This is a genomic window from Kitasatospora sp. NPDC023176 (assembly GCF_055560495.1).
Map to the genome: position 1 here is coordinate 42,666 of NZ_JBVHIP010000041.1, position 19,365 is coordinate 62,030.

The 19,365-nt window shown below is 72.1% G+C and carries 15 protein-coding genes; 10 read left to right on the forward strand and 5 right to left on the reverse strand.

All coding sequences use genetic code 11. The features are described 5' to 3' along the window. A partial coding sequence (locus ACZ3YL_RS36225) for an IPT/TIG domain-containing protein (RefSeq protein WP_465661722.1) occupies window positions 1–392 on the forward strand: 392 nt, incomplete at its 5' end. A 164-nt stretch (window positions 393–556) separates the two neighbouring features. Next, complete coding sequence (locus tag ACZ3YL_RS36230; RefSeq protein ID WP_465661724.1) at window positions 557–958, forward strand: helix-turn-helix domain-containing protein; 402 nt, start codon at window positions 557–559, stop codon at window positions 956–958. Between the two features lie 192 nt (window positions 959–1,150). On the opposite strand, the gene ACZ3YL_RS36235 is transcribed toward ACZ3YL_RS36230, so the two are convergent. Then, window positions 1,151–1,651 (reverse strand): IPT/TIG domain-containing protein, encoded by a 501-nt coding sequence (locus tag ACZ3YL_RS36235; RefSeq protein WP_188302620.1) that lies wholly within the window; start codon window positions 1,649–1,651, stop codon window positions 1,151–1,153. A gap of 633 nt (window positions 1,652–2,284) precedes the next feature. On the opposite strand from ACZ3YL_RS36235, the gene ACZ3YL_RS36240 reads away from it, so the two are divergent. From ACZ3YL_RS36240 to ACZ3YL_RS36265, 6 genes are all read left to right on the forward strand, one after another. Continuing rightward, window positions 2,285–2,494 carry a DUF5988 family protein gene (locus tag ACZ3YL_RS36240; protein ID WP_188302619.1) on the forward strand — a complete coding sequence of 70 codons (210 nt, stop codon included), beginning with the start codon at window positions 2,285–2,287 and terminating at the stop codon, window positions 2,492–2,494. Between the two features lie 239 nt (window positions 2,495–2,733). Continuing rightward, the gene (locus ACZ3YL_RS36245) at window positions 2,734–4,008 is read left to right on the forward strand and encodes a beta-ketoacyl synthase N-terminal-like domain-containing protein (RefSeq protein WP_465661758.1); all 1,275 of its coding nucleotides are present in this window, start codon (window positions 2,734–2,736) and stop codon (window positions 4,006–4,008) included. A 79-nt stretch (window positions 4,009–4,087) separates the two neighbouring features. Next, window positions 4,088–10,597 (forward strand): SDR family NAD(P)-dependent oxidoreductase, encoded by a 6,510-nt coding sequence (locus ACZ3YL_RS36250; protein WP_465661727.1) that lies wholly within the window; start codon window positions 4,088–4,090, stop codon window positions 10,595–10,597. A gap of 90 nt (window positions 10,598–10,687) precedes the next feature. Continuing rightward, a complete protein-coding gene (locus tag ACZ3YL_RS36255) occupies window positions 10,688–11,101 on the forward strand; it encodes an ATP-binding protein (RefSeq protein WP_188302617.1) in 414 nt (137 codons plus the stop codon). Between the two features lie 376 nt (window positions 11,102–11,477). Beyond that, window positions 11,478–12,620, forward strand: a complete 1,143-nt coding sequence (locus tag ACZ3YL_RS36260; RefSeq protein WP_465661729.1) for a Mu transposase domain-containing protein — start codon at window positions 11,478–11,480, stop codon at window positions 12,618–12,620. Then, a complete protein-coding gene (locus ACZ3YL_RS36265) occupies window positions 12,617–13,564 on the forward strand; it encodes a hypothetical protein (RefSeq protein WP_188302615.1) in 948 nt (315 codons plus the stop codon). The genes ACZ3YL_RS36260 and ACZ3YL_RS36265 overlap by 4 nt, the downstream gene beginning before the upstream one ends. A 150-nt stretch (window positions 13,565–13,714) precedes the next feature. Here ACZ3YL_RS36265 and ACZ3YL_RS36270 read toward each other — a convergent pair whose 3' ends face one another. From ACZ3YL_RS36270 to ACZ3YL_RS36285, 4 genes are all read right to left on the reverse strand, one after another. Further along, on the reverse strand, window positions 13,715–13,918 hold the full coding sequence (locus ACZ3YL_RS36270; protein ID WP_465661731.1) for a hypothetical protein: 204 nt from the start codon (window positions 13,916–13,918) through the stop codon (window positions 13,715–13,717). A gap of 365 nt (window positions 13,919–14,283) precedes the next feature. Next, on the reverse strand, window positions 14,284–15,102 hold the full coding sequence (locus tag ACZ3YL_RS36275) for a Scr1 family TA system antitoxin-like transcriptional regulator (protein WP_465661733.1): 819 nt from the start codon (window positions 15,100–15,102) through the stop codon (window positions 14,284–14,286). A 24-nt stretch (window positions 15,103–15,126) separates the two neighbouring features. Continuing rightward, a complete protein-coding gene (locus tag ACZ3YL_RS36280) occupies window positions 15,127–15,651 on the reverse strand; it encodes a DUF6879 family protein (protein WP_465661735.1) in 525 nt (174 codons plus the stop codon). A gap of 114 nt (window positions 15,652–15,765) precedes the next feature. Beyond that, on the reverse strand, window positions 15,766–15,888 hold the full coding sequence (locus ACZ3YL_RS36285) for a hypothetical protein (protein ID WP_465661737.1): 123 nt from the start codon (window positions 15,886–15,888) through the stop codon (window positions 15,766–15,768). A gap of 558 nt (window positions 15,889–16,446) precedes the next feature. On the opposite strand from ACZ3YL_RS36285, the gene ACZ3YL_RS36290 reads away from it, so the two are divergent. Both ACZ3YL_RS36290 and ACZ3YL_RS36295 read left to right on the forward strand, forming a co-directional pair. Beyond that, the gene (locus ACZ3YL_RS36290) at window positions 16,447–17,709 is read left to right on the forward strand and encodes an FG-GAP-like repeat-containing protein (RefSeq protein ID WP_465661739.1); all 1,263 of its coding nucleotides are present in this window, start codon (window positions 16,447–16,449) and stop codon (window positions 17,707–17,709) included. Window positions 17,710–17,798: 89 nt separating this feature from the next. After that, complete coding sequence (locus ACZ3YL_RS36295) at window positions 17,799–19,358, forward strand: FG-GAP-like repeat-containing protein (RefSeq protein ID WP_465661741.1); 1,560 nt, start codon at window positions 17,799–17,801, stop codon at window positions 19,356–19,358. The last annotated feature ends 7 nt before the right edge of the window (window positions 19,359–19,365 follow it).

Genomic DNA, 19,365 nt, shown 5'->3' on the forward strand with positions numbered 1-19,365 from the left:
TCAACGCCTCGTCGTTCACAGTGGTGTCGGCGACGCAGATCACCGCGACGGTTCCGGCGGGGTCGGGCACGGTACAGGTGACCGTGACCACCCCCGGCGGCACCAGCAACGGTGTGGCGTTCACCTACGTTCCCGTTCCCCAGCTGGTGAGCGTGGTTCCCGCAGCGGGGCCGACCTCGGGCGGGAACACGGTCACGCTGACGGGCAGCGGGCTGGGCGCTGCCACCGCGGTCGCCTTCGGGTCCGCGCCGGCCGCCTTCACCGCCGTGTCGGACAGCAACCTGGTCGCCACGGCGCCCGCGGGCTCGGGCACGGTGCAGGTGACCGTGACCACCCCCGGCGGCACCAGCAACGGCCTCACCTACACCTACACCGCCGCACCGGTGATCTAGTGTGATGCGCCACAAAATCGCGAGGGTAAGTTGCGATCCTATTTGGGTGTCGCATCCTGGGCCTTCTGCCGTGGTGATCACGCTGTCTGAGGACGAGCGTGCCGAGTTGGTGTGTCAGGCGGGGTCGTGGGACCGGAGAGCTGCCGAGCGGGCCCGGATCATCCTTGCGTGCGCTGACGGTATGTCGGATATCGCAGTGGGGCGGCTTGGAGCGCTGGCGGGCCCGCTTCGTTGCCAAGCGGCTGGACGGGCTGCAGGACGAGCCGAGGCCCGGCCGACCGTCGTCGATCCTGCTCGACCAGGTGGTGGCGACGTTGGAGTCGACGCCGGGCAAGGATTCGCACTGGTCGCGGGCCTCGAAGGCCAAGCGGACCGGCCTGTCGAAGTCGACCATCGGGCGGATCTGGAAGAAGTTCGATCTCAAGCCCCATCTGCAGGACGCCTTCAAATGGCCAGGCACCTGCGCTTCCACGTCCACTTCACCCCGACCGACTCCTCCTGGATCAACCAGGTCGAGCGCGTCCCTCGCAGACTTCCTCACCAAGATCAATCCGCCAGCAGAGTAGAAATTACCCTCGCGATTTGTGGCGCATCACCCTAGGGCCGCCGCCCCTCTCGGGAGCGGCGCGGGCATCGGAACCCCGCCCATGGCCGAGCGTCCGACGAACAGTGAGCTCCGACAGCGCCTGCTGTCGGAGCTCACTGTTCTCATCCCGCCGGATCATGTTCGCGCGCGGACCGGCGGTTCGGCCGCCGTCCTACAGGTAGGTGTAGGAGGCGCCGTTGCTTGTGCCGGCGGGCGTGGTCACCGTGACGGGGACGGTTCCGCTTCCGGCCGGCGAGACGGCCAGGATGGCTCCGTCGCCCAGCGCGGTGAAGTTCGAGGCCGGGGTGGCGCCGAACAGGACCGACGTCGCACCGGACAGGCCGTGGCCCACGATGAGGACGGGCAGACCGCCCGTGGCCAGGCCGATAGGCGGCACGAGCGCGAGGATGGTCGGCGGGGTCGGCGGCTGGTAGGTGTAGCTGAGGTTGTTGCTGGTGCCGGAGGGCGTGACCACCGTGACCGGGACGGTCCCGGTCCCGGGCGGGGCGACGGCCGAGATGGCGCCGTCGAACTGGACGGTGTAGCTGAGCGCGGGGGTGGCGCCGAACAGGACCGCCGTGGCCCCGGTCAGTCCGGTGCCGACGAGGAGCACGGGGCTACCCCCGGTCGCCGGACCCTGCGAGGGGACGAGTGCGAGGAGAATCGGGGACATAGGATTCCTCTTTTCCGTCTTCCGAACGCCTGACAAGACCATTGCGGCCAAGTCGGGGAGGCGTTTTCCTCACGGTAGGTTCGGGCTCCATCGGGTGGCAATAGGGAACTCGATAAGGGTGGGAGCATGAGGTCGGATCGGGGGCGCACAACTTTTTTGACGCCTCACCGAGCGGAGTCGAAAGCGACCGAAGGCTTGCCACTGGGTATTTTAGGTGAGCGCCGGCAAGAGTCTTCCTGGACGTCCCGTAGAGGAGTTCTTGAGAATTCGGGAGGTAATCACGGTGGGAGCGCCAACAAACTGGGGAGATCGTATTCGAAAGTCGGCAAGCACAGCCCCCTGGCCTGCTGTTATGCTCATGGCGCGGCACGCCTCGGGGAGCGTGGCGCAGTTTTCATACTTATTCTTGCCGGTGATTCGGGATCGGGGCTTTGTTCGGGCGGCATCACGGCTTCCGGGGCGTCCCCGTGATCTGGTGACTGCGGCGCGAGTGCGCCCCCGGCTCACTTCATGCGCTGTTGGTGTTCCTAGGTTGAACGGCTTTCCATGGGGGTATTCCGGATGTGCGCCGTCAACCGGTCGGCTGATCGTCTCGAAGAATTCTTCTGCGTTCCCGAATGGGAGGATGAGTGTATGCCCAACGGTCTGCTTGTCTTCCTCAAGGGCGGCCCTGGCGACATTCCTGAGATTCGGGAAGTGAAATCCGGGGGCGCCGAGATCCGGTTGAGGATCCCCCGCGGGAACGGCTATGAGCACTTCGAGATCACGCAGGACTTCAAGGACGTCGGCGGCGTACTGATGCCCGTCTACCAGTGGTCGTACCGGACCGCCATCGCCGAGTAGGTGCGCCCGCCACCGCCTGCCCGGCATCCGACACCGGCGCCGGGCCCCGGGAGCCGCGCACCGACGCGGCGCCGCCCCGCCCCACCCCCCCACTCTCCGAGGTGAGCAATGACCAGCGACCGTCCCGTACGAGTACGGACAGAGCGTCAGCCCCGCACCCGTGAGGACGCGTCGTGAGCGGGCCCTCCAGCCGGCGCCCGCGAGGCGGCAGCGGCGGGCGGGACACCGTGGTCACCGGCATGGGGTTCTGCCTGCCGGGCGAGGAGCAGCCGCTGTTCACCGCGGGCGAGGTCTGGGACGTGGCCTCCAACGGCCGCTCGTGCCTCAAGCACCACGGTGTCTACTACGGCTCCGTCGATCTGCCGGACGCGGCGTTCGCGGAGCGCCTGCCCGGACTGCCGGGCATCTTCTCCCAGCACTACACCAACGCGCACCGCTACGGGCTGGTGTCCCTCGTGGAAGCCTGCTCGGACGCCCAACTGGGCATCGGGGACGGCGACCTCACCAACGCCGCCGTCCTGGTCGGGCGCGGGGGCATCGACGCCAACGTCGCCAGCTACCTCGAGGTCCTGCACGCCGACGCGGGCACCATCTCGCCGCACCAGGCGATGGAGCTGTTCGTCAGGGCCCAGCAGGGACTCACCCCTTCCGACGTGGCGCTGGTCCAAGGGGCGCTGATGCGTACGAGCGGCCCCTGCTTCACCGTGTCGTGCGGTTGCGCGTCCTCCGCCGTCCAGATCGGCAACGCCCGCCGCATGATCGCGGACGGCGAGACCGACCTCGCCGTCGTCACCGGCGTGGACGTGTTCAGCCTGGACGTGATCCAGAACGTCCAGCGTCTGCTGCACGGCGCCCAGCGCGCCTACGACACGATCCGCGTCGACGGCATGCCCGATCTCCTCCCGGCCTTCGACCGGGTCATGAGGCCCTACGATCGGCGGGCCGACTGCGTGAACCACGGGGAGGGGTCGGTGACCCTGGTGCTGGAGAGCCGCGACCACGCCCAGCAGCGCGGGGCGTTCACCTACGGCCAGGTCCTGTCGCACGGCATGACCCGCGACGGCCTGTCCAACCCGCTCGCCAGCGACGAGAACGGCGCCTCGCTGGTCGCCGCCATCCGCAAGTGCCTCGGCGACCGGTGGGCCATCGGCCAGATCCCCTACATCCACGGCGGAAGCGACGGCGACGTCGTCGTGACCGCGTTCGAGGCGAACGCCGCCCGACAGCTCTACGGCGACGCCGTCGGAGACCTCCTGATGACCTCCCAGGAAGCCTGCTTCGGCCACAACGGCGCTCCGGCAGGAGCCCTGGGCGTCGCCCTGACCCTCCTGATGCTGGGGCGGGGGGAGGTGTGCCCCACCGCGAACTGCGAGGAGCCGGCCGACAACATCTGCTTCGACCCCGTCCCCGGGCTGCGCACCCGGCACCTGGAGTTCGACTACGCGCTCACCTGCAACTACCAGATCGGTGGCGTCAAGAGCGCGATCCTGCTGGGCAGCTCGGACGTCGACTGACCCCGGCATCCGCCGACCGCACCGCCGGACGGCGAGCGCTCCCCACCCCCGTCCGCGCAAGCGCGTAGGAGAGCATGTGATGGGCCACACAGAGAACCTGAGAGCCGCTGACGCGCACATCGCCGTCGTCGGCATGGGATGCCGGCTTCCCCACGGCATCGACTCGCCCGCCGCGTTGTGGCGGCTGCTCGAAGCCGGCCGGGACGCGGTCGGCCACCCGCCGACCGGCCGCGCGGGGCACGTGGCCGCGGCCCCGGCCCACGCCGCCGGGCCGATGCCGCCGTGGGGCGGATACCTCGGCGACGTCGCCGGCTTCGACGCCGACTTCTTCGGGGTCTCGGGCAAGGAGGCCGACGTCCTGGACCCCCAGCACCGGCTGCTCCTGGAAGTGACGTGGGAGGCACTCGAACACGCCGGACTCCCCCCGGAGCGGCTGGCAGGGACCTCCACGGGACTGTTCTCGGGCCTGAGCTACACCGACTACATGGAGTCCCTCGCCGGCCACCCCCGGGAACTCGAGGGCGCGGTCCTGACCAACGGGCACTGTGTCGCCCCGGGGCGCATCTCCTACCTGCTGGGTCTGCAGGGCCCCTGCGTGGCACTGGACACCGCGTGCTCGTCCTCGCTCGTGGCGGTCCACCTGGCCTGCCAGGCCCTGCGCGACGGCGAGTGCGATCTCGCGCTGGCCGGCGGCGTCACCCTCATACTCGGGGCCAGGACGACGATGTCCTTCGCCCGCATGGGGATGCTCTCGCCCACCGGCCGGTGCCGGACCTTCGACGCGGCCGCGGACGGCTTCGTCCGCGGCGAAGGCTGCGGCGTCGTCGTCCTCAAGCGCCTCGAGGACGCGCTACGGGACGACGACCGCGTCCTGGCCCTGGTCCGCGGCTCGGCCGTCAACCAGGACGGCCGCTCCGACGTCCTGGCCTCACCCTCCGCCGAGGCCCAGCAGGCCCTCTACCGCCAGGCCCTCGCCCGAGCCGGAACCGACCCGCGCGACGTGGGCCTGGTGGAGACGCACGGCACCGGCACGCCCGTCGGTGACCCCGTCGAGTTCTCCAGCCTGGCCGCGGTCTACGGCACCGGACAGGGGCGCTGCGCGCTGGGTTCGGTGAAGACGAACGTGGGCCACCTGGAACCGGCGGCCGGCGTCATCGGCCTGATCAAGGCGGTGCTCTGCCTCCGGCGCGGGGTCGTCCCGCCCAACCTGCACTTCACCCGGTGGAACCCGGCCATCAGCGCCGAGGGCACCCGCCTGTTCGTCCCCACCGGCCTGTCCGCCTGGCCCACCCGGACGGCCTCGCGACTGGCCGCGGTGTCCTCCTTCGGCTTCTCCGGGACCAACGCACACGTGGTCCTCGAACAGGCCCCGGCCCGCCGCCACACCGTCGTCCTCGCCGGCACTCCCACCCCCGGCACCGCCGCACACGCGGCCGCCGGCACCGCCGGCGCCCCGCCGTCACGGCCGCAGGACGCCCCACCCCACGTCTTCCTCCTCGCCGCCGGCTCCCCGGACGCACTGCCCGCCGCCGCCGCGCGCCTGGCCCACTGGCTGGAGGCCGAGGGAACCGCCACCCCCCTGCGCGACATCGCCCACACCCTCGCCCTGCGCCGCTCCCCCGGGCGCGGCCGGCTCGGCGTGGTGGCCGACTCCCACCGCGACCTGGCGCACGCCCTGCAGTCCTTCGAAGCCGGCCGGGCCCACCCCGGCGTCGTACGCGGCCACGTGGGCGCGGGCGTCACCCGCCGTCCCGTCTGGGTGTTCTCCGGCCAGGGCTCGCAGTGGCAGGGCATGGGGCACGGCCTGCTCCACCACGAGCCGGCCTTCGCCGAGACCCTGGCCGAAGCGGATGCGCTGATCGACGCCGAGACCGGGTTTTCCGTCCTGCGCGCCGTCCGCGACCGCGAACACGTCAGCGGCTGCGGCCGCGTGCAACCCGCGCTGTTCGCCCTGCAGGTCGCCCTGGCCGCCGCCTGGCGCGACCACGGGGTCGAACCGGCCGCCGTCATCGGCCATTCCATGGGCGAGGTCGCGGCCGCCGTCACCGCCGGAGCGCTCACCCTGGCCGACGGCGTCCGCGTCATCTGCCGGCGGTCCGCCCTCCTCACCCGCATCGCCGGAGCCGGCGCCATGGCGAGCGTCGGCCTCGACAGCGCGACCGTCGAGAACGACCTCGCCGCCATCGGCGACGGCACGGTGTCGGTGGCCGTCGTCGCCGCCCCCGACTCGACCGTCGTCGCCGGCACCGCAGACGCCGTCCGGCACCTGACCACCGCCTGGCAGGCCCGCGGACTCGTGGCACGTCTGATCGACGTCGACGTCGCCTCGCACTGCCCCCAGGTCGACCCGCTGCTCGCGGACCTCGCCGCCGAGCTCGCCGAGCTCACCCCCAGCCGGCCGACCGTCCCCTTCTACACCACCGTCCTGGACGACCCCCTCGACACCCCGGTCTTCGACGCCGCCTACTGGTGCGCCAACCTGCGCCGACCCGTACGCTTCGGCGCCGCCGTGGCCGCGGCCGCCGCCGACCGCCACCAGGTGTACCTCGAGATCTCGCCGCACGCCGTCGTCACCCGCCCCCTCGCCCAGAGCCTGATCGGCCTGCTCCACGAGCCCGTGATCCTGCCGACACTGCGCAAGGGGGAAGACGACCGCACCACCTTCCGCACCCAGCTCGCCGCCCTGCACTGCGCGGGAGTCGGCGTCGACTGGTCCCGTCTCTACGCAGGCGGCCGCCTGGCCGACGTACCCGCGCTGACCTTCGACCGCCGACCCCACTGGACCGACACCACCCCGCCCGCAGCGGCCTCCCCGCACATCGAGAGCGCTCCCGCCGCCCTGCCGGGAGCGCACACGGAGGTGCCCGGCGACCAGCCCCGCCACACCTGGCACGCCGACACCGGCACCGACGTCCTGCCCTGGATGGCCGACCACCGCGTCCACGGCCGGCCGGTCCTGCCCGGCGCCGCCTACTGCGCCCTGGCCCTGACCGCGGCCGGCGAGGTGTTCCACGGCGCCGCGCACGATGTCGAAGCGACCGACATCCGCTTCCGCGAGCTGCTGCACCTTGACGCCCGCACGCCCGTCGGCACGACCGTCACCCTGACCGGCGCCGACCGCGCCGACTGCGAAGTCTTCGGCCGCGACAAGGACGGGACCTGGGTACGGCAGGCCACCGCGGTCCTGCGCCGCATCGACGCCTCCCCCCGGACACCGGTGCTCCCCGCAGCCGCACTGGCCGCCGACCACCCCGTCGTCCTGGATCCGCACGCCCTCTACGCGAGCCTGCGCACACGGGGCCTGGAGCACGGACCCGCCTTCAGCGGCATCACCGAGCTGCGCGCCTGCGCCCAGGGCGACAGCTTCTGGGCCCGCGTGACGCTGCCGGACCCGGCACGCACCGCCCGCCACGGCCTGCGGATCCACCCGGTGCTCCTGGACCTGTGCGCCCAGCTCGTCGTCGCCGGCCTGATCGACGAACCGGGCCACGGCCTGGTACTGCCAGTCGGGATGCGCGCCGTGCGGATCCTCGCAGCCCCCGAGGACGCCTGCTACGCGCACGCCCGGCTCACCCACACCGCTGCGGACGCCATCGTCGGGGACGTGCGGCTGCTGGACGAGGCGGGAAACCCCCTCGTCGAGATCGACGCGCTGCGCTTCGTACGCAGGGGCGCGGGGGCCGATGAAACCGTCGACCGGTGGTTCCTCGAGACCTGCTGGCAGCCGGTGCCGCGCCGGGAGGGCCTTGAACCGCCCGCCCCGGGCCCCTGGCTCGTCATCGGCGAGGCGGACGGATCCGCCCGGGCACTGGCGGACGCCCTCGAGCTCGCCGGAGCCCGCACCGACGTCCTCGACGTCCCCGTCGACAGTGCCGCCCTCCAGCCGCTCAAGCAGAGCATCGCCGGGCACTGGGACTCCTCACCCGCACCGTGCGCCGTGGTCCTCCTGTCCGCGCCGTCCGCGCCCGAGGACGACGCCGCCGCGATCGCACTGCGCCGCACCCGCCGCCTGCTCGCCGCCGCACAGAGCGCGATCGCGCGCGGCACACCCGCACGCCTGTTCGCCGTCACCCGGTCCGCCCACGCTCCGGAGCCGGGGCAGCCCGCAGACCCCGCCCAGAGCGCCCTGCGAGGACTCGTGCGCGTCCTGACGCACGAACACCCGGAGCTGCGGGCGACCCTCATCGACGCCGACCGTGCCGACACCGGCCTGCACCAGCTCGCGGCCGAACTCCTCGCGGACCCCCCCGAGGACGAGATCGCCCTGCGCGGTGACACCCGGCACATCGCCCGGCTGTCCTACACCCCCCTGTCGGAGACCGAACGCGCCACCGCCGTCACCCGCACCGTGCGCTACGGCGCCGACCGCTTCCAGCTCCACGCGGGGCGGCTCGGCGACCTCGACGCCCTGCGCCTGACCACCTCACCACGGCGTGCCCCCGGCCCCGGTGAGGTCGAACTGCGCCTCCACGCCGCGGGCGTGAACTTCCGCGACGTGCTCACCGCGATGGGCATGCTGGCGACCGACGACGAGGCGGGCTACCGCATCGGCTTCGAAGCCACCGGCGTGGTCACCGCAGTCGGACCAGGCGTCAGGAACGTGTGCGTCGGCGACAGCGTCCTCGCCGCCGACGTGCGAGGCGGACTCTTCACGACCTTCGCCACCCTGCCCGCCGCCGCCGTCGCCCCCGTCCCGGCGGGCCTGCCCGCGGAGACGGCCGCCGGGCTGCCCGTCGCCTACCTCACCGCCTGGTACGCACTGCGTCGCCTCGCCAGGCTCGCCGGCGGCGAGCGCGTCCTGATCCACAGCGCCACCGGCGGGACCGGACTGGCCGCGATCGCGGTCGCGCGGCGCCTGGGCGCCGAGGTGCTCGCCACCGCCGGCAGCGAGGACAGGCGCCAGTACCTGCGCGCGATGGGCATCCGGCACGTCATGGACTCCCGCTCGCTGGACTTTGCCGAGCAGACCCGCGACGCCACCGCCGGAGAGGGCGTCGACGTGGTCCTCAACTCCCTCTCCGGGCCCGCCATCAGGGCCGGACTGGAAACGCTGCGCCCCTTCGGCAGGTTCATCGAGCTGGGTGTGCGCGACATCCTCGCCGACACCCCGCTGGGTCTCGCACCGCTACGGCACAACATCACCCTGAGCACAGTCGACCTCGTCGAGCTCCAGGACACCCGCCCGGACACCTTCGCCGAACTGCTGGGCGAGGTCCTCGCCGAACTCCGCCAGGGCGCCCTCGCCCCGCTGCCGTGCCGGACCTATCCGCTCGCGCAGGCCTCCGACGCCTTCCGCCTCATGGCCGGCGCCGGGCACATCGGCAAACTGGTCCTGACGGTGCCCGGCGAAGGCCACGCCACCGCCGTACTGCGCGACCCGCCCTCGCCGGTACGGGCGGACGGCGCCTACGTCGTCACGGGCGGCCTGCGCGGCGTCGGCCTCGCCACGGCCCTCTGGCTGGCGGGCCGTGGCGCCGCCCACCTCGTCCTCAACGGACGCACGTCCCCCTCGGCCGAGACCGAACGGGTCCTCGCCGGACTGTGCGAACAGGGGACCCGCGTCAGCGTCGTGCTCGGAGACATCGCGCAGCCCGGTGTCGCCGAGCAGCTGGTGGCCGAGGCCACCGCGGGCGGCGGGACACTGCGCGGCGTGGTCCACGCCGCGATGGTCCTCGACGACGCCGCGGTGTCCAACATCACCGACGACCAGCTCGAACGCGTCTGGCATCCCAAGGTCACCGGCGCCTGGCGCCTCCACGAGGCCACCACCGGACTGCCGCTCGACTGGTTCGTCCTGTACTCCTCCATGGCCTCCCTGCTCGGCAACCCGGGCCAGGGCGCCTACTCGGCCGCCAACGCGTGGCTCGATGCGTTCGCCACCTGGCGCACCGCCCTGGACCTGCCCACGTTGGCCGTGAACTGGGGGCCCTGGGGCGAAACCGGAGTCGCCACCGGCTTCGCGGCCCGCGGCTACCAGACCATTCCCACCGCAGAAGGACTCGAGGCCCTGGCAGCGCTCCTGACCCACGGCCGTGTACGCACCGGCGTGATCCCGGGCCCGCCGGACACCTGGATCCCCCCGGTGGGGCGGGCGTCCTCGCTGTTCGCCCTCTTCACGCCCGAGGCGCCCGGCACCCCCGTACAGGCGTCCGGGCAGGATGCGGCACGCGACATCCGGGGCGAGCTGCGGGCCGCAGAACCCGGCCTCGCCCGCCGCACGGTCCTCGAGGACCACCTGGCCGGACACATCCGCACCGTGCTCCGGCTGGGGGCCAGCACCCTGGACCCGCAGACCCCGCTGAACGCGCTCGGGTTCGACTCCCTGCTCCGCATCGAACTGCGCACCCGCCTGGAGGCCTCCCTCGGCGTCAGGCTCGCCGGCGACTTCGTCGCGGGCCACCCCACGCTGGCAGCTCTCGCAGACGGCCTCGCGCAGCACATCGGCATCAGCCTGACCGCCGACGCTCCACCGGATCCCCCCGGCCGGACCACGCCCCGGGCCGCCGACATCATCGCTCCCCGCTCGCCGCGGTCGGCCCGGCCGCCGGACGCCGCCGCCGGCACCGAACCGCCGAGGAAGAACCCATGAGCTCACTCCGGGCCGCCGGCGCCAGGCCACTGCCGGACCGCCAAGCACGGGATCCCGGCCTTGCCCGGGGAAGGGAATCGGGGAACGACCATGACCTCGCCACGCTCGGGCCCGCACGACACGCAGGGACGGCGCGTCACCATGTTCGTCCTGCCGGAGACCCACTGCGTGGGACCCGTGCGCCGTGCCGTGAACGCCATCCTCAGACTCTGGGATATAGCACACCTCACCGAGGACGCCGAACTCCTGACCTCAGAGCTCCTGACGAACGCAATCCGGTACACCGATAGCGAGCACCGGATCAGGGTGACCATCGCGCTCGAGCAGCGGTGGCTGTCGATCGGGATCCGGGACCGCTCCGGGATTGCTCCCCGGGCGCACCGGGCAACCGCCTCCCAAGAAGGCGGGCGCGGGCTGCTCCTGGTGGAGAGCATCGCCGGCTCGTGGGGGTACCGTTTCCATCTCGACGGAACCAAGACGGTTTCCTGCCGACTGCCGCTGTGAGGCCGCGCGCGCCGTCCCGGACCCCGCCGGCCGTGCCCGCCGCACGAACGGTTCGGCACCGGTCCTCACGGCGCGCGCGATTCGAGCGTCCTTCAATGCAATTCCCGCGCCGCTCGGCAGAATTCCCCGATAAGTGTACGTGATTGTATTGCGAAGCCGGGGTGGAATTCCCGGTCGGGGTGGCGGTAAACTCGCTCCCTGAAATTGCCCATGACATATCCGGAAAGAAACGTTTCCGCTCCTTGAGTGGTTCGGTCGCATGCTGTATTTTCGACCATGCCTGGCGGCCGCCGATAATTCAAGGCGCTTTGCGACGAAATTCCGATACCCGGGGGTCTGGATGCTGAGTGCAGAGGAATACCGAGAGATTTGCGCCATGCGCCACCAGGGCTGGTCCATCTCGGCGATCGCCCGGTGTATGGGCCGTGACCGCAAGACGGTCACGGCCTACCTCAACGGGGAGCGGACCGTAGGGGCCCGGGCGGAGACCCGGGACGAGTTCCTGCAGTTCGTCCCGTACTGCCGGCAGCGCCTCGACGACGATCCGCACCTGCAGGCGAGAATGCTCCACCGCGAGATCGTCGAGCTGGGCTACAACCGCGCCTACTCGACCTTCACCCGCGCCCTGCGCAGGCATCTGATGTGGCCGCGTCGCGGACCGCGCCACCGCGGGAGGGCCAGCCCCGGCCGAGGCCCCCTGGAGGACGTGCAGTTCGACTGGGTACGGCTCCCGGCCCCACCAGTCGAATGGGACTGCGGGCAAGAGATGTACCTGCTCATGGGCTCGCTCACGCGATCCGGCCACTGGCGGGCCGCCCTGGCCGGCACCAGCGACCTCCCGCACTACGTGGAAGCCCTGGACCAGGTGCTGCGCCGCCTCGGCGGCACCGGCGAGCGCTGGTTATTCGACCGGACCGCGCCGGTCTGCTCGACGGGCGGCAAGGTAACCGCCGTCTTCCACGAGATCGCGATCCACTACGGTGCCTCCATCGCGATCCGCCCGCGGACGGGAGCGCCCAACCCCGTCGTCCGCGCCCACCGCTCCGTCGTCCTCCACTGGTGGGACACCGCGGCCGGCGAACCCGGCGTGCAGGCGGCCCAGGACAGCCTCGACCGCCTGACCGAGCGCTTGGGCAGCCGGAACCGGCGGTCGGGCTGCCGCAGCCGAGCCCTGCTGCCCCTGCCCTCGAAGCCGTTCCCGGCGCGTATCTGCGTCCAGCGCAGGGTCGACCCCGGCGGAGTCGTGCCGTTCGAGGGCAACTTCTACCTGCTCCCCGCGGGTCTCGTCGGCAACGAGGTGAGGATCCGCCGACGGCTGGACCAACCCCACCTGTCGGTCACCACCACCCGCGGGGCGGTCATCGCCTGCTTCCGGAGGGCGCCGAGGGGGGCGGGCCGGACGGTCGCCGCGCACGACGGCCCGATCGCCCTGGACCGGCCCGGCCGGACCACCGGCGCCGGGGCGCGAGCCCGCAGGACACCGTGTCCGTCGACTCCGCACCCAAGGACTGCTCCGTGAGCATCGGACCGAGCACCAGCGCGCTGCTCAAGACCACCGGCCGCACCCGCAGACAGGACGTCACAGCGTCCTACGTGGCCCTGGCCCAGGCCTGCGCGGCCACCGGCGACGACGCCCGCCACGCCGAGCTGGTCAGCGACCACCCCCACGACGTCTGGTCGCTGCCCGCCTCGCGCGCGATCGCCCTGGTGCACACGGGTCAGGACGAGGCATGGGCGCTGGTGCGGGGCGCGGAGCTGCTGGAACAGCACCGGGTGGCCGTCGTCACCCCGTACTACGGCGGCGTGCGCACGGCTGCCGGCCGGGCCGTCACCTTCTGGCACGACCCCGGGGAACGACGCCGGGACGAGTCACTGAGCGCCCGGGTGACCGCCGCGGTGCACCGGATCCATCCCGGGTCCGCGCTGTGGCTGGAGGACCACGACCCGTTCGCCGGCCTGCTGGACGGCCTGGACGACACCCCGCTGAGCGAGTCCGCCCGCCGGTTCCTGTTCGAGTGCACCACCTGGCTGCGCGCGGAGTGGGCAGGCATCGACTGGCCGACCCCGCCCACCGTCATCCTCGGCGCCCGACGACTCGCTCGCTGCCACGGCGGCGGGACGCACCCGCGGCTGGCGCTGCGCGGACCGCTGTGGCGCGGCCACCGGGAGTGGGACCTGGTCGCCGCGCGCTGGAGCAACGAGCTGCTGCGCGGCCGCCGCGACGACTTGCAGGCCTATCACCGCACCTACACCGCGCACGGCCGGACCGACGCCGCGATGCCCTGCGACCGCATCGGCGCGTGGTCGGGCTACCAGGTCGTGCGCGACGTCGTCGTGCTCACCGCCGTGATGGACACCGTGCGCCGCGCCCGCCTCGACTCCCGGACCCGCGACCTGGCGGTCCACCAAGTGGCGTGCCTGCGCGGCGCCCAGCTGGCCCCGTGGGACTGGGGGCAGCGGTGACGGCGGCGGCGGTCGGGTAGGAGAAGCCGACGGGGACGGAGCGGGAGACCCGATCCGCTCGGCAGCGGCGGTCGCGTTCCGCGCATCGGCTGTCGCTGCTCCAAGGGGCGGGGGTGTGCCGTGCGGGTGGAGCGGGTGCCGTTCCCGGTTTCAGCCCCGCGGCTCCGTACGCAGCGCCGGGTAGCGCAGCTCGAGGCCGAGGACGGCGGCGGGCCGCTGCTCGTCGTCCCGGACCCAGAACGGTGCCGCGCCCCATTCCGCCTGGGTGCGGCAGCGGTGGCAGAGCAGGCCTGGGGGAAGGCCGGTGCGCAGGTCGTGGTCCCTCGGTGTGGGCGCGACGGTGGTCGGAACCATTTTCGGAGAGTGCCATCATCGCCGACGCTCGCCGGCGGCGTATCGGCTCCAGTGGCCTCGATCGGGGTGGGCGGGCAGGACCTGGGCCCACCCGTTCTTCCGCGCCAACCGGCTTGTGCGGGATGATGCAGGGCCCAGGGGCGGCAGGCACGGCAGGCTGGCGCCGCCGCCTGGACGGCGCCTGCCGCCGAAGCGGTACCCCGCACATGGCGAGAACGGGCGCAGCTTCGCGGCTGAGTCGGCGCCTCGCACCTGGCACGGCCGGCTCATCCGGAGCCGGATGGCGTTTCCCTGCAAGTGGAGCAGGCGTGCAATCGGGAGGGACGGATGTGGGGGACAGGCGGGGCGCGATGATGCGAGACCAGTTACTCGGGGGCCGCTACCGGCTGGTGCGACAGCTCGGCGAGGGCGGCATGGGGCAGGTGTGGGAGGCCTTGGACGAGACGCTGGGGCGGGGCGTCGCGGTCAAGGTGATCTCCCTGCTGGCGGGTGACGGAAGCCGCGGCGACGAACGTCTCCACCGGCCACATGGTGCGCTGGGCGGTGAACGGGATGACGCCGAGTGAGACCGCCGGCAGCGCCATGGCGGCGAGCAGGTGCTCCAGTTGCTCGGCCATCGTCTCGACGGTGCCGAGGCGGTAGTAGAGGACGGACTCCTCCACGAGGATCGCGAAGCAATGGTGGCCGGTGCGCACGACGCGGGAGCGGGCCAGGCGTGCCTTGACGGCGTCGGCGACGTCGTCGGGTGTGCGGCGGAAGTCGGCGACGGTGGCCAGCAGGGCGGTGGCGTACGCCTCGGTCGGCAGGACGCCCGGCACGACGCGGGAGGAGTAGGAGCGGAAGTGCCGCGTGCGTTCGTACAGGGGGGCTGCGGATTCCTGGAGCCGGCGTAGGCCGGTGCGGGTGAGACGGCGCCACTCGACGTACATGGAGTCCACGGCGCGGTTGGCGGCGATCAGGTCCTCGGCCTGGTCGTCGGCGTCGCAGGCCCGGCACCAGGTGCGGATGTCGGCGTCCGAGGGCGCGGTCTTGGCGTTGATGATGCGGGAGGTCTTGGCGCCGTTCCAGCCGCACCGGGCGGCCAGCTCCTGCCCCGTCAGGTCGGCGTCCTGCATGATCTCGCGCAGCCGTGCGGCGACGGCCAGGCGGGCTTCCTGGGCGCTGGAGGACGGGGAGGCGGGCATGGAGCTGGTCGTCCGGTCGGGGTGTCAGACGGTGTACTGCTCGTGCGGGACGGCGCGCTCCCAGACGGCTTCGAACGCGTCCGCGCAGAGCTTCGCGACGGCTGGGCCCTCGCACATCTCCGGTCCGGCCGAGACTCCGTCGCCGGTGAAGTGGTTGAACCGGACGATCCTGCCGTCGAACAGCCAGAAGTCGTTGCCCGGCAGCGCGAGGTCGGAGGCCCGGCGGCGCGGCAGCCAGCGGACCTGTTCGCCGGCCGCGAGGTTGACCACGGTCCCGGCGTGCTCGTAGCGGATGTACGCGGTGACCGGCTCGGAGACGATCCGGGCCCGGCGCACCACGACACCGAGGGCGACGGCGGCCCGGATCATCGACACCCAGCCGGACCATCCCTCGCCCTCGGGATCGAGGTCCGGGTGCACGCCGGTTCGCTGGAACTGCTCGAACTCCGCGGCCTCGCCGGCGATTCCATAGGAGTCGCGCATCTCCAGGTGCACCGCAGAGTGCTCGGCGCCGGCCAGCAGCTCAGAGAAGGCCGTCACGTTCGGCATCGTCCAACGCCTTCCTGATGATCGCCGCCATGCGCAGCGGGATGCGGGTCACATTCTCGTGGTCGGGAGTGCCGACGGCGTGGCCGGCCACCCACTCGGTCGTACCGATCTCCGTCAGCAGCGCCTCATCGGGCTTGAGGCCTGGAAGACCAGCTCCCTCTTGGCGTCGTCCACCCACACCATCGGGCTCTCGTCCTTGCCGGTGTTGGGGTCCACCCCGGCGAACCGTAGCGTCATGACGGCCTCCCGTACCACGTCGGTTGCGCGGTTTTGCACGACGTTCCAGCCGCCGGTGACGGCACGTCAAGAGCGCGCAGGCGCAGTCTGGCGGTGCGCAGGAATGAGTGAGCCCGAGGTGCGGATTTCTTACCTCGGGCCAAAGAAGAAGCGGTCAGGCCGACCGCAGTACAGTGGCGCATCGGGGGCACACCCACTGGCTCAGGTTTTGCGGGTACCACGAGGCGCCTGGTCGGAACGCGCTGTACGGAACCTTCTCCGTGCCGCTGGTGTTCTTGCCGCTCCGGGTCACCACCTGTCCCACCGACGGCGAGGTCCGCGCGAACGCGTGGGACCCGGGCGCCGACGGGTCGGGCGTACGGCCCGGGTTCGCTGATCCGGGTGCTGCCTCGCGCGGTTGGTCGATTGTTGGGCCGCGGTTGGAGGTCGCCGCCAGCCTCGTGCCGTTCCCGCGTGACCGCCCCGGCAGCGAGGCCCGGGGCGGGGCACGCACACCCAACGCCAGAGGCAGGACACGTGAAACCCGGATTCCTCCGACTCCGCCGCATCAGAGCCGCCTTGACTGTCGTCGTCATGCTGCTGACCGGTCTGTCGTTCTCCGTGGGGCAGGCGACCGCACAGCCCTACTACGCGTTCGAGATCCAGAACCAGGCGACCGGCCTGTGTCTTCAGGGCTCGCCCACTTGGGAGGTCGCGCAGTTGGAGATCGCCCCTTGTGGCAGCAGCCCCGACCAGTGGTTCGGGGTCCAGGCCCAGAACCAGCTCAAGGACCTCTCCGCCGGCGGTTCCTGCCTTGCCACGGACACCCACGCCAACGCCCTGTCCGTGGCCTGCGGGACCCACGACTACAACACTGCCTGGATGTTCGGCTCCACCACGGGCGACTGGACGACCATCAGCAGCCCCAACGGCTGCTTCCTCAAGCTCCTCAACGGCCAGACCCTCACCTGCATGCCGGGCTTCCAGGGCAGCAACGCCCAGTGGCGCATGATCAGGACCCAGCCGAACCACCACAACGGTACGGAGGCGGGCACCGGCCGGGTGAAGTGGGCGGACTTCGACGGTGACGGCAGGGCCGACTACATCACCATCGGCTCCACCGGCGCGGTCAACGTCTGGCTGAACAACGGCGGCGACACCGGCGGCGGCTGGACGTCCTTCGGCCAGGTCGCCACCGGCCTCACCTCGGACACCAGCCGCGTGCGCTTCGCCGACTTCGACGGCGACGGCAGGGCCGACTACATCTGCATCAACCCGGACGGCTCGGTGCACGTCTACCTCAACCGCGGCGGCGATGGCCACGGCGGCTGGCAGGACCTCGGCATCGTCGCCACCGGCCTGACGACCGACGCCAGTCGGGTGCGGTTCGCCGACATCGACGGCGACGGCCGGGCGGACTACAACGTCATCAACCCGAACGGCTCGGTCGTCACCTACCTCAACCGCGGCGGCGACACCGGCGCCGGCTGGGTCAACTACGGGCAGATCGCCAGCGGCCTCACCACCGACCCCAGCCGCGTTCGCCTCGCTGACATCGACGGCGACGGCAGGGCCGACTACTCCGCCATCGGCGGCAACGGCTCGGTCGTCACCTACCTCAACCGCGGCGGCGACGGCCACGGCGGCTGGACCAACTACGGGCAGATCGCCACCGGCACCACCAGCGACCAGAACGCCGTGACCCTCGCCGACTTCACCGGCGACGGCCGCAGTGACTACGTCACCACCAACCCGAACGGTTCGGTCAACGTCTACCGCAACGATGGTGGCGACGGCCACGGCGGCTGGACCAACCTCGGCCAGGTCGCCACCGGCGCCTGATCCTCGCCACCTGTCACGTGGGGGCTTCGGTCCGTCAGCCGAAGCCCCCACCTCCTGCCCTAAACCCGCTTCACATCATGGGGGGAACCTTGAAACGCACCTTGGCCCTCGGCCTGACCGCCCTGCTGGGCGCGGCCGGCACCACCGCCCTCCCGGCCGCACACGCCGCGACCCCGGCCGCCGCCACCTCCGGCGCCGTACCGTCGCTGCGCGTCATGCCGCTCGGCGACTCGATCACCGCGGGCGCCGGCAGCGCCACCGCCTCCTCCTACCGGGCTCCCTTGTGGAAGCTCGTCGCCGGCCAGTCCCGCTACACCGTACGGTTCGTGGGCTCCCAGGCCGGCGGCCAGCTGCCCGACCTCGCCCACGAGGGCCACTCCGGCTACATGGTTGACGACATCCGGGCCGGGATCGACCAGTGGCTCGCCGAGGCCCACCCGGACGTGGTCCTGCTGCACATCGGCGTCAACGACCTCGACCGCAGCACCGACCCGACCCACGCGCCCGACCGCCTCAAGGCACTGGTAGACCGGATCTACGCGGACCGGCCCGGGATCGCGGTGGTCATGGAGGGCGTGATCCCCACCACCCAGGGCCTCCAGGCCCCGCCGTCCGGCTACAACGACCGGGCCCGGCAGTTGCAGGCGATCGAGGCCCAGGCAGGGAACAGCTTCCGGTACGTGGAGCCGCCGGCCCTGACGCCCGCCGAGATGACCGACCGCCTCCACCCCAACGACCGCGGCTACAACCGGATGGCGCAGGCCTTCTACACCGGGCTGGACCAGGCGTACTCCGCTGGCGCCGCCCGGGCCTCGGTGACGTCGAACACCGGCAGCGAATCGGGCGGGCTGGGCCGGGTCCGGTACGCGGACTTCGACGGCGACGGCAAGGCCGACTACATCACCCTCAACCCGGACGGCTCGGTGCACGTCTGGCTGAACAAGGGCGGCGACGGCCACGGCGGCTGGCAGGACTACGGCCAGGTCGCCACCGGCGCCACCACCGACCCGAGCCGCGTGCGCTTCGCCGACTTCGACGGCGACGGCCGGGCCGACTACGAGGTCATCGACCCCGACGGAGCCGTACGGGTCTGGCTGAACCGCGGCGGCGACGGCCACGGCGGCTGGCAGGAGCTCGGCCAGGTCGCCACCGGCCTCACGACCGACGCCGACCGCGTGAAGCTCGCGGACTTCGACGGCGACGGCCGGGCCGACTACGCGGTGGTCAACCCGGACGGCTCGGTGCACGTCTACCTCAACCGCGGAGGCGACGGGCGCGGCGGCTGGCAGGACCGGGGCCAGGTCGCCACCGGGCTGACGACCGACGCCGGCCGGGTGCGGCTCGCGGACTTCGACGGCGACGGCCGGGCCGACTACGCCGTCATCGACCCCAGCGGCGCCGTACGGGTCTGGCTGAACCGCGGCGGCGACACCGGCGGAGGCTGGGTGGCCCTGGGCCAGGTCGCCACCGGCCTCACCACCGACCGGGACCGCGTCCAGTTCGCCGACTTCGACGGCGGCGGCAACGCGGACTACATCCGCACCGATCCGCCGTCCAACGCAGCCACCGTCTACACCTGGAACGGCGGCGACGGCCACGGGAGCTGGAACGGCCTCGGTCAGGTAGCCACCGGCATACCCACCAGCTGACGGCCAC

Excerpts from the sequence above, each read along its gene's own strand:
- ACZ3YL_RS36240 (WP_188302619.1), top strand. The coding sequence starts at position 2,285 with ATGCCCAACGGTCTGCTTGTCTTCCTCAAGGGCGGCCCTGGCGACATT.
- ACZ3YL_RS36255 (WP_188302617.1), top strand. The coding sequence starts at position 10,688 with ATGACCTCGCCACGCTCGGGCCCGCACGACACGCAGGGACGGCGCGTC.
- ACZ3YL_RS36270 (WP_465661731.1), bottom strand. The coding sequence starts at position 13,918 with ATGGTTCCGACCACCGTCGCGCCCACACCGAGGGACCACGACCTGCGC.
- ACZ3YL_RS36260 (WP_465661729.1), top strand. The coding sequence starts at position 11,478 with ATGCGCCACCAGGGCTGGTCCATCTCGGCGATCGCCCGGTGTATGGGC.
- ACZ3YL_RS36285 (WP_465661737.1), bottom strand. The coding sequence starts at position 15,888 with ATGACGCTACGGTTCGCCGGGGTGGACCCCAACACCGGCAAGGACGAG.
- ACZ3YL_RS36275 (WP_465661733.1), bottom strand. The coding sequence starts at position 15,102 with ATGCCCGCCTCCCCGTCCTCCAGCGCCCAGGAAGCCCGCCTGGCCGTC.
- ACZ3YL_RS36280 (WP_465661735.1), bottom strand. The coding sequence starts at position 15,651 with ATGCCGAACGTGACGGCCTTCTCTGAGCTGCTGGCCGGCGCCGAGCAC.
- ACZ3YL_RS36250 (WP_465661727.1), top strand. The coding sequence starts at position 4,088 with ATGGGCCACACAGAGAACCTGAGAGCCGCTGACGCGCACATCGCCGTC.
- ACZ3YL_RS36245 (WP_465661758.1), top strand. The coding sequence starts at position 2,734 with ATGGGGTTCTGCCTGCCGGGCGAGGAGCAGCCGCTGTTCACCGCGGGC.
- ACZ3YL_RS36235 (WP_188302620.1), bottom strand. The coding sequence starts at position 1,651 with ATGTCCCCGATTCTCCTCGCACTCGTCCCCTCGCAGGGTCCGGCGACC.